At 44.8% G+C, this 15,163-nt stretch carries 16 protein-coding genes; 6 read left to right on the top strand and 10 right to left on the bottom strand.

The window, feature by feature from the left end; all coding sequences use genetic code 11:
* Nucleotides 1-14: 14 nt before the first annotated feature.
* The 4 genes from ACRRS0_RS16700 to ACRRS0_RS16715 are packed head-to-tail and all read right to left on the bottom strand — an operon-like array spanning nt 15 to nt 3,151.
* Nucleotides 15-749, bottom strand: coding sequence for a DUF1365 domain-containing protein (locus ACRRS0_RS16700; RefSeq protein WP_432452086.1), 735 nt, complete (start codon nt 747-749; stop codon nt 15-17).
* The gene (locus ACRRS0_RS16705) at nt 746-1,999 is read right to left on the bottom strand and encodes an NAD(P)/FAD-dependent oxidoreductase (protein WP_432452085.1); all 1,254 of its coding nucleotides are present in this window, start codon (nt 1,997-1,999) and stop codon (nt 746-748) included. Before ACRRS0_RS16705 ends, ACRRS0_RS16700 begins: the two co-directional genes overlap by 4 nt.
* 1 nt (nt 2,000) lies before the next feature.
* Complete coding sequence (locus ACRRS0_RS16710; RefSeq protein WP_432452084.1) at nt 2,001-2,726, bottom strand: SDR family NAD(P)-dependent oxidoreductase; 726 nt, start codon at nt 2,724-2,726, stop codon at nt 2,001-2,003.
* A complete protein-coding gene (locus ACRRS0_RS16715) occupies nt 2,723-3,151 on the bottom strand; it encodes a nuclear transport factor 2 family protein (RefSeq protein WP_432452083.1) in 429 nt (142 codons plus the stop codon). Before ACRRS0_RS16715 ends, ACRRS0_RS16710 begins: the two co-directional genes overlap by 4 nt.
* A 143-nt stretch (nt 3,152-3,294) precedes the next feature.
* Here ACRRS0_RS16715 and ACRRS0_RS16720 point away from each other — a divergent pair, with 143 nt between their 5' ends.
* From ACRRS0_RS16720 to ACRRS0_RS16730, 3 genes are read left to right on the top strand one after another with little or no spacing between them, the layout of a single operon-like run.
* Nucleotides 3,295-3,909, top strand: coding sequence for a hypothetical protein (locus ACRRS0_RS16720; RefSeq protein WP_432452082.1), 615 nt, complete (start codon nt 3,295-3,297; stop codon nt 3,907-3,909).
* 32 nt (nt 3,910-3,941) lie between these two features.
* Nucleotides 3,942-4,568 carry a sigma-70 family RNA polymerase sigma factor gene (locus ACRRS0_RS16725; protein ID WP_432452081.1) on the top strand — a complete coding sequence of 209 codons (627 nt, stop codon included), beginning with the start codon at nt 3,942-3,944 and terminating at the stop codon, nt 4,566-4,568.
* Nucleotides 4,561-5,235 carry a ChrR family anti-sigma-E factor gene (locus ACRRS0_RS16730; protein WP_432452080.1) on the top strand — a complete coding sequence of 225 codons (675 nt, stop codon included), beginning with the start codon at nt 4,561-4,563 and terminating at the stop codon, nt 5,233-5,235. Before ACRRS0_RS16725 ends, ACRRS0_RS16730 begins: the two co-directional genes overlap by 8 nt.
* 66 nt (nt 5,236-5,301) lie before the next feature.
* On the opposite strand, the gene ACRRS0_RS16735 is transcribed toward ACRRS0_RS16730, so the two are convergent.
* Both ACRRS0_RS16735 and ACRRS0_RS16740 read right to left on the bottom strand, forming a co-directional pair.
* Nucleotides 5,302-6,576 (bottom strand): hypothetical protein, encoded by a 1,275-nt coding sequence (locus tag ACRRS0_RS16735; protein WP_432452079.1) that lies wholly within the window; start codon nt 6,574-6,576, stop codon nt 5,302-5,304.
* 297 nt (nt 6,577-6,873) lie between these two features.
* Nucleotides 6,874-7,812 (bottom strand): chemotaxis protein CheV, encoded by a 939-nt coding sequence (locus ACRRS0_RS16740; RefSeq protein ID WP_432452078.1) that lies wholly within the window; start codon nt 7,810-7,812, stop codon nt 6,874-6,876.
* 253 nt (nt 7,813-8,065) lie between these two features.
* Between ACRRS0_RS16740 and trhO the strand changes: the two genes are divergently transcribed.
* Nucleotides 8,066-9,052: an oxygen-dependent tRNA uridine(34) hydroxylase TrhO gene (trhO, locus tag ACRRS0_RS16745; protein WP_432452077.1), complete on the top strand. Its 987-nt coding sequence runs from the start codon at nt 8,066-8,068 to the stop codon at nt 9,050-9,052.
* Nucleotides 9,053-9,065: 13 nt separating this feature from the next.
* Here trhO and ACRRS0_RS16750 read toward each other — a convergent pair whose 3' ends face one another.
* The 3 genes from ACRRS0_RS16750 to ACRRS0_RS16760 form a co-directional block, all read right to left on the bottom strand.
* A complete protein-coding gene (locus ACRRS0_RS16750; RefSeq protein WP_432452076.1) occupies nt 9,066-9,578 on the bottom strand; it encodes an RNA methyltransferase in 513 nt (170 codons plus the stop codon).
* Nucleotides 9,579-9,697: 119 nt separating this feature from the next.
* Nucleotides 9,698-10,165, bottom strand: coding sequence for a VF530 family DNA-binding protein (locus ACRRS0_RS16755; protein WP_432452075.1), 468 nt, complete (start codon nt 10,163-10,165; stop codon nt 9,698-9,700).
* 815 nt (nt 10,166-10,980) lie between these two features.
* A complete protein-coding gene (locus ACRRS0_RS16760) occupies nt 10,981-11,970 on the bottom strand; it encodes a Gfo/Idh/MocA family protein (RefSeq protein WP_432452074.1) in 990 nt (329 codons plus the stop codon).
* Nucleotides 11,971-12,406: 436 nt separating this feature from the next.
* Here ACRRS0_RS16760 and ACRRS0_RS16765 point away from each other — a divergent pair, with 436 nt between their 5' ends.
* Nucleotides 12,407-12,892, top strand: a complete 486-nt coding sequence (locus ACRRS0_RS16765; RefSeq protein WP_432452073.1) for a DUF2937 family protein — start codon at nt 12,407-12,409, stop codon at nt 12,890-12,892.
* A gap of 81 nt (nt 12,893-12,973) precedes the next feature.
* Here the strand turns inward: ACRRS0_RS16765 and ACRRS0_RS16770 are convergent, their stop codons facing one another.
* Nucleotides 12,974-13,828 carry a carboxylate/amino acid/amine transporter gene (locus tag ACRRS0_RS16770; RefSeq protein ID WP_432452072.1) on the bottom strand — a complete coding sequence of 285 codons (855 nt, stop codon included), beginning with the start codon at nt 13,826-13,828 and terminating at the stop codon, nt 12,974-12,976.
* A 313-nt stretch (nt 13,829-14,141) separates the two neighbouring features.
* Between ACRRS0_RS16770 and ACRRS0_RS16775 the strand changes: the two genes are divergently transcribed.
* On the top strand, nt 14,142-15,041 hold the full coding sequence (locus ACRRS0_RS16775; RefSeq protein ID WP_432452071.1) for an HAD-IIA family hydrolase: 900 nt from the start codon (nt 14,142-14,144) through the stop codon (nt 15,039-15,041).
* Nucleotides 15,042-15,163: the final 122 nt, after the last annotated feature.

Below are 15,163 nucleotides of genomic sequence, written 5' to 3' on the forward strand. Positions count from 1 at the left end.
CTTAAAGACATGTCTTATTTGTTTTTGGCGCTGATCGGATGGCCATAAAAAGGAACTTTCTTCCACCACAACTTCATCGCTTGCCAGTAAATACCGCCCACCACTTTTAAGGTGAGTAAAGGATATGATTGAATTACGCGACGAAGACTAGAAGAGTTCAATGGTTGCTTAAATAAACGAATACCAGCACTGAATTCTTTCTGTTGACGCCAGCAGTCAATGACCACTCTAAGTTGTGATTCCAGCAATTCTACTTGCCAGTGATAAACCATATCCATCGGGTTAAAGGGCGAAACATGAAAGGCCTTATCGTGTGCAGCCAGCTGATTTAAATCTAGCCAATACTGGTGTTTCTCTTTCCAAGGTGTATTGGTCACTTCGGCTAACATGTAATCAAAAGATGTCCCATCACCATACAAGTAGAAATTAACCGGACTAAAATACCAGCCCAAGCAACGCAGTTGCCCTAATAACACAACTTGTTTGGCTTGATAATCGCTCTGAAAATGCTGTTGGGCAGCGATCGCTTTGTCTAAAATACTGCCCGCCTGATGGCCTAAGTAATCACTCGCTCGCAACCGAAACCACGGTAGCCAACGACCAAATGCTTTAAGCTCTTGCTGCACCGCCTGTTCTTCTGCCAAATCAACCCATGCATAATAAAGACGATAAGAAAAACCATGTTTTTGCGGCACAAAGCGCTGATGAAAGGTATCCCCAAATGCGATCGCGGAGTGTTTTAGACTCATAGTTCAACCCCAAATTGCTGGCAAACTTCCACCGCAGAACGAACCCCATCTTCATGAAATCCATTGTGCCAATAAGCGCCGCAAAAATAGCTTCGGTGTTGACCATTGATCTTGCTACGCTGCTGTTGTGCCTTAAAACCATCGACCGAGAAGACCGGATGCATATAATTAAAGCGTTTCAGCACTTTGTCTTCGGCGATGGGCTGCAAGGGATTGAGGGTGACACAAAATTGCGGTGCATCTTTTAACCCCTGTAAACGGTTCATATCGTAGCTAACACAGGCTAAACGGTCGCCGCGTTGGTCACTCGGCGGCAACAAGTAATTCCAGCTTGCTCTCGCCCTATGAATGCTTGGCAATACCGTATCATCGGTATGCAAAATCACTTGGTTGGCCTGATACTTCAACTTAGAGAGGATTTGTCGTTCGTCTTCACTGGCAGCAGAATCCAAAATCGACATCGCTTGATCACTATGACAAGCAAAAATCACCGCATCCCCTTGCCATTGCGAACCGTCAGCGCAATCAATACTGACCCCTTTCGAGTCTCGGTGAATTGCAACCACATCACTGTTCAAGCGGATTTGCTGCTCTAATCCCGCGAGCAAAGGCGCAATATACTGTTTAGAGCCCCCAGGGATCACATACCACTGCGGACGATTACTCACATCTAATAAACCATGATTGACAAAAAAACGGGCAAAAAACTGCATTGGAAATTGGTGAATCCCGTTCAATGAAGAAGACCAAATGGCCGCGCCCATCGGCAGCAAATAGTTTTCTTGAAAGCGTTTGGAAAAGCCATGTTGCGTTAAAAATTGTCCTAGACTAACCGAGGTATCTAAATCCACAGCCTGTTTGGCAAGAGTATTAAAACGTAATATTTCACGAATAAATTGATAAAACCAAGGCCGCAACAAATTACGCCGCTGGGCGAATAAAGTATTTAAGTCGTGCCCGTTGTATTGCAAGTTCAACTCAGGGTTAACCACACTAAAGCTCATTTCGGTGGCTTGAGCCTGAATACCTAATTTCGTTAAAAGCTTATTAAATAAGGGGTAGGTACGATCGTTAAAAACGATGAAACCACTATCTACAGCATAACTTTGACCATTCACGGTTAGCTCATTGGTGGCAGTATGACCGCCGAGATAATCATTTTTTTCGAACAAAGTGACTTGATGTTGTTGCTTCAACAGATAGGCACAGGTCATCCCGGAAATACCAGCACCAATAATCGCTATTTTCATTTTATGGGGTTCCTTCCTTGCGAGCTAAGCGACAGCAAATTTTGTTCTGCCAAGTTAAGGGTAAAGCATGTAATAGCCGTAATAAGCAACTAAAAGCCGTAGGAAAATTAATCACTAAACGACCATTACTGAGCCCTTTAATAATAGCTTGACTAGCCTGTTCTACGCTAATTAAATAAGGCATAGAAAAATGATTTTTATCAGTTAAAGGCGTTTTAACAAAACCGGGTTGTATACAGTGCACGCTGACTTGCTTAGCGGCTAGGTCGGTGCGTAGGGCATGAGCGAGGTAGTGTATGGCAGCCTTGCTACTGCCATAAGCACCAGCCTGACTAAAAGGTAATAAATGCGCCAGGCTTCCCACCAAAGCCAACTGCGACCCCGGCTTCAATTGGCTCCACAAGGCATCCAAACAATTGGCCATGCTTTGCACATTATTTTGCCAAACTCGCTCAAATAGGCTGGCGTCAAAACACTGCGGATCGAGATATTCACAACTTCCAGCCCCCAACACCACAATATCCATCGCGGGCAGATCGAGTACCAGCTCACGCAGGGCTTGCAAGTCACCCAGTTCAACTTGCAACGGCTTCACACCCTGCTTAGCAATTGCTTGCAAGCGAGAGCTATCTCGGCCTAGTCCCCATACCTGATGCCCTTGGGTGCAAAAATCCAAGGCTAGCTGTCGACCAATCCCAGAACTGGCACCTGTAATTAAAATATTCATTGACCAAGTCCATTTTTTAGCTTCTTGGATACCCAACCAAGCACCGGTATATGGTCATGTAACATTGCACTCACATCATAATAATCTCGGTGGTAGTAGATTTTGTCGCGACATTTAAGATGACTGATACCGTCCAGTTTAATGGTTCGACCGTTGCCTAACTTGGGATGAGTAAATTGCATCTGCCATGTCAGAGTGAACTCTCCTTCAGTGACCAAACGAGAGTCAAAAATAAAATGACATTGCTGAGTATTTTGTAGCAAATTCTCAAAGTAGTGACCTAAATCCGCCAAACCGAATAGATGATGCAGCGGATCAATAAACTCAATATCCGCAGTGTAGATGTCATCCAAATGCTTCATCTGGGCTAAATCTAACTGTAAGTAAAACGCTTCGAGTTGCTGTACTATGGCCTGAGTTGACATCAGTTTTTCCACCATTAAAAAATATAAGCATTTGTTTCCATTATCGTTAATCATAGTACGTGAAGAGTACGAATAAAGATCAGTCATCTTTTTATCGCTTTACTGCGTAGTAACAAAGACACTCTTTAGCGCAGGACTTTGCCTTGAACAGCCATCAGGTTTTACCACTCATCATTAACAGCGAACACTTCATGCCGGAACGCCAAGGTCGCTTAAGTGGTCAAGGAGGTGAATTTATCGCGAGCATTCGTGCAGCCGAAAAGGCTGGGGGGATGTGGTTAGCGTTTCAGGACAGTAACGGTCATTGTGCCATTAGCAAACACGATTTGGTAAGCCGAGGCGAGATCAAGCAGGTGGACTGGCTTAGTCGAAAACAAATTATCGTTGAATTCAATGTCACAGGCTGGGGGTTGATTAGTACTAACCATCCGGAATTTTCTAAGGAATGGTTCACCGATACTATCACTGCCCAGCAACTGATTCTTTGGCCAACGCCCGAGACTTATCCGCCACAGCCTCATTTGCAACAAGCCTTATTACAGGTAAAACGTCTCTACCCCGAGCTACACTCTTACTGTACCAATCAAGCGCAAGACCTAAATGATGTCCGTCTGCTATGTTGGCGTTGGTTAGAGTTACTCCCTCTCTCGATTGATACCAAACAACGCCTACTCAAAGCTGCGACACCAGCCCTATGTATCCGCTATTTAAATTTTATTTTGCGACAAAACGATCGTTTTCTTCATTTACGACGTTAATCAGTTATTAATCCGACAACGAATTTGGCAATATGGAATTATCTAAACCCCAAACGACGATCGGCGGTAATCAAACAGCCATGGCTTCTAACAGTTTTAAGCCCCATGTAGATGATGAGATAGCCTTGTTACTTGACAACATTGCCAAGCAACAATGTCGTGCTAGTTATGAACGGTTGTTTCGAGAGGTTGCGCCTCGTTTATTAAACCTAGCAAGAAAGCAATTTGTTGAAGAATCCTTGGCACTAGAAATGGTGCAAGAAACCATGCTTAAACTTTGGCTAAAAGCCGGTTTGTATGATGCCTCCAAGGGACTCGCAATGACTTGGATATTTTCAGTCTCAAGAAACGTTAAATTTGACCTGATGCGCAAAGGCAAACATCAGCAAAGTTGGGTACAAGGCGATGATCTATGGCCGACTTTAGCGGAAGAACAGGACCACGACAAAGTTGCATCGGAGGATCATTCGTTGGTACGCGAAGAGTTACAACAGGTCCTCTCACAATTACCCAAAGAACAAGCCGATATTGTGAGGCGAGTTTACTTACACGGTGAATCCCAACAACAGGTTTCCGAAATGCTTAACCTACCTCTAGGAACGGTAAAAAGTCGCCTACGATTAGCGCTTCAAAAAATGAAGGAGACCTTGAATGACTAATGTTCAATTTCATCCCTCGGATAACAGCCTTGAGCTTTACGCAGCAGGTTTACTCGATCCGTCCATGAGCATTATGGTAAGTGCCCATTTGGAGTTTTGTGGTGCATGTCGCCAACGAGTTGCGCAGCTGGAAAACAGCTTAGCCAGCCAACTACAACAGGCTGAACCAGTGGCAATCAATCCTCAGCTGGATAGCATGATGCAAATGATTATGCAGCAAACTATACCGTCGCAACCCACGGAGCCTCAACAGCTTCAAGCCAAAATCAAACTCGATGATAAAAGCTTTGCACTGCCCCGTGTATTACAGGCCCATGCTAAAAAAATTGGCCCGTGGGCACGCCTGCCAGGTAAACTGCAGCGAGCCAGAGTTGATTCTGTCGGTGACAGTAAAATGAACTTTATTTATATGGATCAAAACAGTGCACTCCCTGAACATACCCATCAGGGACAAGAAGTCACACTGGTATTAGCAGGCCGCTTTATTGACAATGGCGGCAGCTATGGCCCGGGAGACTTTGTGATCCGAGATACTCAGCATACCCACACGCCAAGAACCGAAGCGGATCAAGACTGTCTGTGCTTAACTCTATTAGATGCTCCCTTACACTTTACCTCGGGTTTAGCATCTTTACTCAACCCCTTTAGTCAGTTGTTTTTCCGATAAAGTTGCTCACTAAAACCAATAAAAAAACCAGCGACGTCGCTGGTTTTTTTATGCAAATGAAATCGCTCAACTCGGCTTGAATCCAATCCGAAAAGCGCCCCAATGTTTTCCCTCAACCCAAATTGGTACCGATAAATCATGCATTACCTCACCTGTATCACGCTTGTAAGTTTGTAATAACATACTTTTGCAATGGGTCGCACTGCGGATCCCGATAGGATCATCAAACACTCGCTTGGTTCTATTATTCTTTATATCACGTTCGTAATCGCCCGTCAGGGCTTGAGAATAACAGCGATTATGAGTTGGAAAATACCCCCGCTTATCCACAGCACCGGCATACACGATATTGGGCAAGGCTTGCAAAATAGGATCTTGTACATCGGGGAAGTGTTGATCGGTATAGCTGTCAAACGCAGTGCTATACTTGGTTGGTTCGGTATTTTCGATGGGCTGGTAATCAGGCTCAAATAACTGCGACTCAGTAAATTTCTCTTCAACTAAGGCCTGCTCGAGCAAACCGCCACAAGCCATTGCCGCAGCCCGAGCATGATTTAAGATCCGTTGATCAAACATATCCCTTTGATCGGTATCAAGCGACATAAAAATAAGCTCACCAGTACCACTTTGCTGCCGCAACGATTGCTCTATCTGCATCTGCGCAAACGCCTCTACGGCTTTCTCTGTGCGACTCAATACTCGTTCGAAATGTGTAATACAGTCTTCTACGGTGTCCATTTTATCGATCATGTGTGCCATCAACTGGCGACTATTCGCCGTATCATCGCCAAAATTGGTTAATGCACCCGCAATATCTTCGCTGATCTGAGCAGTATGCTTAGCGAACAGCTTCAACTGATCGGCCATCGCCGCCCGCTCACCAGACTGCTCACCCGCTTTAAAAACAGTCTGCTGGGCATCATCGGCTAATTGCTCTGCCTGCTGCGCTAGCGCATTTGTCAACGCTACAAAATTTTGAACTTGAAAGGCCTTATTTTTAAGCCTTGTGAGATCACTGGCAACATGGCTAACAGCGGAGCGTAAATCTTGAATCGCCTGTATCCCACCTTGCACCGACTGCTTTCCACGACAGCAATCCGCTGCGGACTGTTTGCGACCACTCTGCATTACATCATTTTGCTTAGACGGGTTCGAACCACGTCCACCGGAGTGCTCAACGCTAAAGACAATACCCTTGTTGGCAATATTTACTTCAGAAACAAGAATCGCCCCACTGATTTGCGATGATTGAGCGATGGGGATTAGCAGCAAGCCATGCCACCCCAAAATCACTAGGAACACCATCAATATCAAGTACAAGCACTGAATATTGTCAGTCATTTTACACTGCAATAAAGTGATAACACTTAAGCTCACCAAAAATATGAGCCATCGACTATTTATCTTCATACCGCCAGCCTTCGTTAACCTCCAGTGATTATCGCCCTGCAGTTAATAAGCGCGGGTCACAAATGATAAACTAGATAGGTAGACTTTAGTTTGAACTAGTCATTTTTGATAGATTTTCGACAAGTAACAATAAAAAAAACACCACGAAACGTGATGCTTATCTTCAATTTACAAAGAAACGAATGCAACTTTAAAGCTCAACAGAGGCGCCCAAAAGTACTCGCTCAGTTAGAGCAATTGGCGCATCCGCTCCTGTACAACATCGACCAAAAGGTCGGGTTGAAATTTAGAAATAAATCGGTCACATCCCACCTTTTCTACCATGGCATCATTAAAGCTGCCACTTAATGAAGTGTTTAAAGCAATGAACAACTCGTTCATCCGTTTATCTCCACGGACTTCTGCAGTTAAACGATATCCGTCCATCTCCGGCATTTCTGCATCGGTGATCATCAACAATATTTCGTCGTAAACCGACTTGCCTTGATCGGCCCAGCCTTTCAACATATTCAAGGCTTGTAAACCATTTTCAGCTTCAATGATCTCCATGCCGAGTTGACTAAGGGTAGCCTTAACTTGGCCCCGCGCAGTTGATGAATCATCAACCACTAATACACGTTTACCGTTCAAATACTCTGTAACCTGAGAATCTAAGGCTTCTTCCGAGATAGTCACGTTATAACTAACAATTTCGGCTAATACCTTTTCAACATCGATAATTTCGACGATGCGATTGGTATCTTCATGCTCAATACGAGTGATCGCAGTAAGGTAATTGCTCCGGCCTACCGTAGAAGGTGGCGGTAGAATATCCTTCCATGAAGTGTTCACAATATGCATTACTTCGCCCACCATAAAGCCTTGCACGGTGCGGTTGTACTCGGTAATGATGAGATTACAATCTTCCTGAGTCTTAGACGGAGGCATCTTGATGGCCGCACGTAAATCAATCACCGGAATCGAATGACCACGACTACTAACCACGCCAGAAATATTGGAATGTGAGCCGGGTAGTTTGTTCATTCGAGGCAATTTCACGACCTCTTTCACTTTAAATACATTGATCGCAAACAACTGCATTGAGTTGAGTTTAAATATCAATAATTCTAAGCGATTTTCGCCCACCAACTGGGTGCGTTGATCCACAGAGGCTAAAACACCTGACATACTACCCAACCTATTCAATATATTTAGTCCATAGAGTATAGCGGTCTTAGGCTAAGCAATAAAATCTCTAGCACCAACGGTACCTTAATTTAGCGGCCTAGCACACATTTTTACCACTTGTCTCCTCGAAACAGCAACCACAAAAACGCAACATAGATTCACATTATAGCTGCAATTATTAGCAATTTAATTACAATGGCCGCTTTTAACCATTGCTTCGGGTTTACGCCCCGCTTGGCAACAAGGAAACTGCATGAGTCAAATCACAATTTGCGCCCTCTATAAATTTGTTCGTTTAGACAATTTTCGCGACTTACAAGCCCCCCTTCTACAAATAATGCTAGATAATCAGGTACGCGGTAGTTTATTACTTGCTGAAGAAGGCCTTAACGGCACCATTGCTGGTCAAGAGAGCGCTATAGCAGAAGTACTCGATTGGCTAACAGCAGATCCTCGTTTGGTCAATTTGTCGGAAAAACGCTCCTATAGTGAACAGCAACCCTTTAAACGCTCCCGAGTCAAACTGAAGAAAGAAATCGTAACCATGGGCATTGAAGGTATCGATCCCAATAAAGTCGTGGGCAGCTATGTTAAACCAAAAGATTGGAATACCTTAGTCAGTGACCCTGAAGTGCTACTGGTTGATACCCGCAATGACTATGAAGTGGAACTCGGTAGTTTTAAAAACGCACTAAATCCCAATACGGAGAGCTTTCGTGAATTTCCAGCTTATGTTGCTGAACACCTAGATCCAAAGCAGCATAAAAAAGTTGCGATGTTTTGTACTGGCGGGATCCGCTGCGAGAAATCAACCGCCTATTTAAAACAGCAAGGTTTTGAAGAAGTTTATCATCTAGAAGGGGGGATCCTAAAATATCTAGAAGAGGTCCCCGAGCAAGACTCTCTATGGCAAGGCGACTGCTTTGTGTTTGATGAAAGAGTGAGTGTCGATCACCAACTTCAACCAGGTGATTACCAGCTCTGTAAAGCCTGTAGAATGCCCGTTTCCGTTGCACAACAGCAAAGCCCACTATTTGTGCCCGGCCTCAGTTGCCCACATTGTCATGCTCAACAAAGCCAACAGCAAAAGCAACGCTTTATGGAACGTGAAAAACAAGTGAATTTGGCTAAGCAACGCGGCGAACAACATGTGGGTATGGAAGCTAGCAAACACAGCGAGCAACGGCGCAAACAAAAACTGCGCCTACGTCGAACTCAACGGGAAAAATCAGCTGAATAACCACTATTGCTCATCACTGCGACTTTGCCTTCAGGCGATTATTCACATCGCGACTCTTGCGGATCAGTGGATCGCCTGCGAGGCCTTGGGCTAATTTGGTCTGCCGATCGTAGAGCAGTACATTCACCGTTGCCGCTAAATTCAAACAAGCTTGGCTCGGGATATACACCACCGAATCAGCTTGATCCACCACAGTTTGACTTAGCGAACCGTCTTCCGGACCAAAAATATAAAGAGCCTTTTCTGGGTGAGTAAACTCTGGCAAAGCAATGGCCCCTTCCACCAGCTCCACGCAAACAATTTGCATGTCTGGTGTTACCTGTGCCACCAATGAATCCACCCCCGAGAGTGGGATATTCAAACTCTGATTCTTCGTATCCGTATTGAACCGAGCTGCGCGAGCATAACGCTGCCCCGTATAAAAGACCGCATCCGCTTGAAAACAGCCTGCAGCGCGCATCACCGAGCCCACATTACTGGGACTTTTAGGGTTAACTAGGCCAATATGGACCAGAGTTTGAGACATAAATCGTACCGCACAAAATTAACTAAACCGACTTAACTAACAGCACTCAAGGCTTAGTCAAGTATTAAGTCGTCAATTGTACCTGAAGACCGACAAAGACGCAGCGAAACTGTGACTACTTAGCGAGACGCAGCCCAAGGATCAAAAGGCTTGTCATCATCGACGCGGGGATTAACATCGCGCGATTTGTAGGGTGCATTTCCCTGAGCGCTTACTTTTGCCTTAGCGCTACGCTTGGACTTCGGCTTATTTTGCGGCTGTGCAGGAGCACTCATATCTATCACCACTGGCGCTCTTGGTTTTTGCTCTGAGGGGATGATTCGCTCCCGCGGCGGCAAAGCATATTGACGATCGTCGGGCCGCGGTAAATGTTTAAAACGATATAAATAGAAGGCCTCAACTTTCTCACGCGCCCACTTGGTTTTATGCAAAAACTTTAGGCAAGAATCAAGATCAGGCTTGTTTCTAAAGCAATTCATATTCATCGCAAAGGCTAAGGTTTCCCAACCATAATGGGCGACAATTTCATCTAGAAGCACTTCTAACTTAAGGCCATGTAAGGGATTGTTGTGGTATGGATTGCTCATAGAAAGTCCTGGGCTCAATATAACGACTTGAAAACAATAAGCTCAAGTCAACTCAGCGCTAAGAGTAAGGCCAAAGCCAAAGAAGTCCAAACTATATTCTGCACCGTACCCATCTTTGGTGGGTATCAGGCAAGCAATCCGCACTTTACGGCCAGCTTTTATACATCACTGTTATCTGCGCTTTGTTCTTCCCCATGTTGCATTCGTCAGCCATAAACCGCAATACAATCTGGCGATGCTTCGAGGCTTATAACACGCTTCGGTCAAGCCGATGACTAATTATATGAACAACTTATTGGGCAGAAAAAATCTGCCGATAACCTGGCATGAAGTGCAGTAAGGAGTGGCTCCAATGACAAGATACATAACGCAGTTAGCACTGATTTAGTCCAGCATGAATGAACAATAATTAGTTAGATTGGTATTCCCTCATCAAGCGCAACCATAGCACTTAAATCGTAGCGATTCACACGCCTAAGCTGCCCACACAAATCCCATATCCTGTAGAATTTGATGATCGGCGTAGATAGCTGCGTATGAACATAAAGTAATGCTGCGCAGTATGGATATTAAATTGCTAAAGCTTCAGCACATTGTAACCTGTTACCACACCGCGCCATCAAATTACACTGCGGCAACCATGACCCCTTTACTACCACAAATTGAACAATCACAAGGCGGACTACCAACCCAACGGCCTCGCAATAACATCTGGTTTTGTAGTTCACTTGAATATCGGCATTACCGACTGTATGACTCATGATCTAAGACCTTGCGACGACACGTTCAGGGGATATAGTTCACCAGGCGATAACTCACTGCCTTTGAGCGAAGCAATCCATTAAGGCCATCACTGCTCTCGCCTCGCTCACACTACAAGGATTGTCTCGCTCATCGCGAAAATAAGCATTCACTTGCTCAATAAAGGGTTGCTGAATGTGCTCTGGGTTGTTAATCATAAACTCTTGCGTGCCTTGTGCGTTCTCTAAACGAATCACTTGCTCACCAAAAAAATTAACGCTGAGCTTGCCATCACTACCAATCACTTCACAAACATCGCGAGTTTGTTGCGCTTGCACCGCAAAATGCCAACGTCCTTGTAGGATCAGTGAATTCTGCAGACACGCCCAACCATGTGTACAGTCATCAGCCGCTGAATGTTGCTGTTGATTAACACTAAGCCCTTGGGCTGAAACGACGGGGCCAAACCACTGCAGAATTAAGTCTAATTGGTGGGGAGCAAGATCATAAAATAAGCCACCGCCAGAAATCTCAGGATTGACCCGCCAATTGTCTTCGCTACTAGAAATAATATCTGATGCCGCTGGCTGAAGTGTATCGATTTGAACCATTAAGGGCCGGCCAATGGCGCCATTCTTAAGCAACTCAGCCACTTTTAAAAAACAAGGTACATGGCGACGATAGTGTGCCACAACCACTTTAGTCGCAGCCGTTTTTTGAGCCTCGATAAGCTCATCACACTGCTTCGCATTCAGTGTTACCGGCTTTTCAATATACACATGTTTACCTGCTTTTAGCGCAGCTAAAGCGTAATCTTTGTGTTGTGCTGGTGGTGTAGCAATATATACCGCGTCGATATCTGGATTGGCGAGCAGAGCCTCGGCATTGTCATACCAATGTGGCACTTGATGGCGCGAAGCAAAATCTTTGGCCTTTGTGCCGTTACGCCGCATCACCGCAAGCAATTGCGAGTCTTTTGCTTTATAAAATGCAGGACCACTTTTGACTTCGCAAACATCACCGACACCAATAATGCCCCAACGGATTAGTTTTGATTGTTGCATCTGATTTACCTTTTATTTCAAGAATAATGAATACTAACGATAAAAGCCGAGCAATATTTAGGTTTAAATATACGAAGCAAACTACCGAGCATGCGCAGATTTGCTAGAATCATTACGCAGGTGTTACATCCGCCACATTCCTGAATAATTGCTATCTATCTACTCAAAGCTCGAATCAGTCGAGCATTCGAATGAGCAAATTGTGACAAAATATAAAACTATTTCAGGATCTTGCTCCCTCTGTTCAAAATAATAAACCGCAAAAAACAAGACTAAAGCGCGATTTACGGTTTACCTATCGGACACAACTTAAATATCCAAATGCAAGACGATAAAATCATTTACTCTTATTATCGCAACAGCGTAGGATCAAACACTCAAAATATCACTAAACCAGCCAGCTAAACTGGTTTCGGCTTTGATGCGAGGATCGACTTTGATACTCAACACCCTAGATAAAGTCATATTCACTGCGCTATTACTGGTCTTTTTTCAACTACCGATATTGAGCAATCACTACTTACAGTTTGTCAGTGGTTACTATAGCGCGGCTAAAATTCAGGTCGAAGGTTACCAACGCAATGCGACGGCTTATCACTATGCCGACGTCGATGCCATGATCGAAGATTTTAAGCATAACTCTAATCCCGCCGTTAGAGCCGATGCTGAACAAAAACAACAAACTCTGCACCAATTCGCTGACTTAGCCCAAGCCCTTGAGGTTCTCCAACATGGTAACTTACTAGAAAAAACCATCTATATTTTTGCGCCAGCACGTTGGTCAAGATTGAACGAGGTTTTAAAAAACTTTAAACCAGACATCCCCCTTGAACCGATGGTTGTGGGCTACAGTGTATTAATGGCACTGATAATTGGCGGCTTGTTTATGTGGCCAATCCGCCGCTTGAGTAAAGCCCGTTAGCAGTCGTAAACAACCGCCATTACCAGCGGCGTGATACAGCCATCAAACTTGCGCCAGCGCTATATGCTCAAGCACCTTGGGCTAAACCCGCCTCGCCCAACGCTGATTCAATGCCAAGGCTCCGAGGATAATCGCCGCCCCAATGCTTAAACGCAAAATATCGGCATCACGATTCCAAATCAGCAAATTGACCGCAATACCCGCTGGAATCAGCAAGTTATTCGCCACAGCTAAGGCGCCAACATTGACCATGGTTGCGCCCTTGTTCCAAGCAAAATAGCCAAGCCCTGAGGCGATGACCCCTAGATAAACCAATACCCCCCACTGCAAGTTTGTGCTGGGTAGGTTTTGGGTATTACCTAGCAGTGCAAAAGCCATACTGGCCACCAGTAAAGCTCCGATAAAAAACCAGGCAAATACCGTTTGCTGGGCCAACTTTACCGGTAAGCGAGCCATCAAACGTTTATAGGCAACTTGCCCACTGGCAAAACATAAATTGGCCCCCTGGACCAATAAAAAGCCAGTAATGAAGCCCTGATCGATGCCTTGATAACGGATAGCCACCGCCCCCATAGTTGCGAGCAGTGCAGTTAACATGAAACGCTGATTAAAACGTCGCTCGAAGGCATCATTGACGAGAGTCACATAGATCGGTGTCATCACCGTAAATAACAACACTTCTGGCACCGACAAATATAAGAAGGACTGATAATAAAAACCATACATACAACCAAGCTGCACCGCTCCAATCGCCATCAACTTCAAGGCGGTACTGGCAGCTAACTCTCTAAATTTAAAAAAAGGTAAGAACACCAAGGTCGCAAGGGCAATTCGCATCAACACTGAAAACCACGCATCTACTTGGCCAGCAAGATAAACACCAATCAAGCTAAAAGAAAAAGCCCACAACAAGGTAATCGCAATTAAATACGCCATAGTCACTCTAATTTGATATAGGCCAGATAGGCCATTGAACGAATGTTTTAATTTTACTTAAATTACAAGATGTTAATCTTTAATTTAGGCGCGGCAGCTTAGCACTTTCGGCAAATACCTCGCAAGCATCCACAGACAATTTATCTTAAGTTAGGATGCCAAGTACGGTTGTCCACGACTTGATGCAAACAACCAATGTATACCGCCTTACCACTCGATGCCCGCACCAAAAGACGGTTACGAAATGATTTAGTTACGCGTCGGCTGTTACTTCTTGTTAGAATCTGGTCTTAATCTTAGACAGGTGAAAGCAATGTTTTTTAGTCCCGCCGAGGCCTTTTCCGCTTATTTGGATATGGCGCAACGATTACCCGCCATTGTTCCCGTCCCCTCAAGCCAAACCATCCAACAAATCACCGATTTGGTCGATGATATAGACGTTTTTTTATTTGATGCCTACGGCGTGTTAAACGTTGGAGGAACAGCCATTGCGGGGGCTGCAGCCCAAATCGCTAAGCTACGAGCCGCCGGAAAACTGGTGTATGTGGTGACCAATGCGGCGACTCAAAGTAAACCTCAACTACTTCAAAAATTCATTCGCCTCGGCTTCGACTTTAGCGACCAAGAAATCATCAATAGTCGTGAAGTATTACTGCAACATATGCCGCAGCCAGCAGACCGTCCACTAGGGATTATCACCTTATCCGAGTTTCGTTTAGATTTAGCCCGCCCCTGCTACTACCCAGAAGATGAAGCTTTTTGGCAAGCCGACGAGTTTCTATTTTTAAGTGGCCAAGCCTGGAATGCTCAGCGTCAGGCACGCTTTATTGAAGCCTTGAATGACCGACCACGTCCAGTCTGGGTTGGAAACTCAGACTTAATTGCCCCCTTAGAAAATGGAGTTTCCCAAGAACCCGGCAGTTATACATTAACCCTACCCGCACATTTATTTGAACAGGTACGCTGCTTTGGCAAACCCTTCGCGCCAATTTTCGACACCGTTTTAGCAAAAATTAAACCGCGTCTGGCAAACATCAACCGGCAGCGTATTGCAATGATTGGCGATACACTGCATACCGATATCTTAGGTGGGAACGCCATGGGATTTAAAAGCGTATTGGTGACCCAGCATGGTTTTCTACGCGATTTAGATGTTGATGCGCATATTCAGCGCAGTAATATTCACCCGCACTTTCAACTCAAAAGCATCTAAATACGACGCGAGACACAGTGCGATAAATGAGGATAAAAAGATCCATGACCGTGTTGCTTATACCAAGCAATTCACCACTAATAAAGGCTTCCACATAAAGCGGAAGCCTTTATTTAATCAAC

This window comes from Agarivorans sp. QJM3NY_29, from assembly GCF_050870835.2.
Taxonomy (GTDB): Bacteria; Pseudomonadota; Gammaproteobacteria; order Enterobacterales; family Celerinatantimonadaceae; genus Agarivorans.

Coding starts and splice junctions, on each gene's coding strand:
- trhO (WP_432452077.1), top strand. CDS start 8,066: ATGAGTCAAATCACAATTTGCGCCCTCTATAAATTTGTTCGTTTAGAC.
- ACRRS0_RS16750 (WP_432452076.1), bottom strand. CDS start 9,578: ATGTCTCAAACTCTGGTCCATATTGGCCTAGTTAACCCTAAAAGTCCC.
- ACRRS0_RS16705 (WP_432452085.1), bottom strand. CDS start 1,999: ATGAAAATAGCGATTATTGGTGCTGGTATTTCCGGGATGACCTGTGCC.
- ACRRS0_RS16715 (WP_432452083.1), bottom strand. CDS start 3,151: ATGTCAACTCAGGCCATAGTACAGCAACTCGAAGCGTTTTACTTACAG.
- ACRRS0_RS16760 (WP_432452074.1), bottom strand. CDS start 11,970: ATGCAACAATCAAAACTAATCCGTTGGGGCATTATTGGTGTCGGTGAT.
- ACRRS0_RS16775 (WP_432452071.1), top strand. CDS start 14,142: ATGTTTTTTAGTCCCGCCGAGGCCTTTTCCGCTTATTTGGATATGGCG.
- ACRRS0_RS16770 (WP_432452072.1), bottom strand. CDS start 13,828: ATGGCGTATTTAATTGCGATTACCTTGTTGTGGGCTTTTTCTTTTAGC.
- ACRRS0_RS16735 (WP_432452079.1), bottom strand. CDS start 6,576: ATGACTGACAATATTCAGTGCTTGTACTTGATATTGATGGTGTTCCTA.
- ACRRS0_RS16710 (WP_432452084.1), bottom strand. CDS start 2,726: ATGAATATTTTAATTACAGGTGCCAGTTCTGGGATTGGTCGACAGCTA.
- ACRRS0_RS16700 (WP_432452086.1), bottom strand. CDS start 749: ATGAGTCTAAAACACTCCGCGATCGCATTTGGGGATACCTTTCATCAG.
- ACRRS0_RS16725 (WP_432452081.1), top strand. CDS start 3,942: ATGGAATTATCTAAACCCCAAACGACGATCGGCGGTAATCAAACAGCC.
- ACRRS0_RS16740 (WP_432452078.1), bottom strand. CDS start 7,812: ATGTCAGGTGTTTTAGCCTCTGTGGATCAACGCACCCAGTTGGTGGGC.
- ACRRS0_RS16755 (WP_432452075.1), bottom strand. CDS start 10,165: ATGAGCAATCCATACCACAACAATCCCTTACATGGCCTTAAGTTAGAA.
- ACRRS0_RS16730 (WP_432452080.1), top strand. CDS start 4,561: ATGACTAATGTTCAATTTCATCCCTCGGATAACAGCCTTGAGCTTTAC.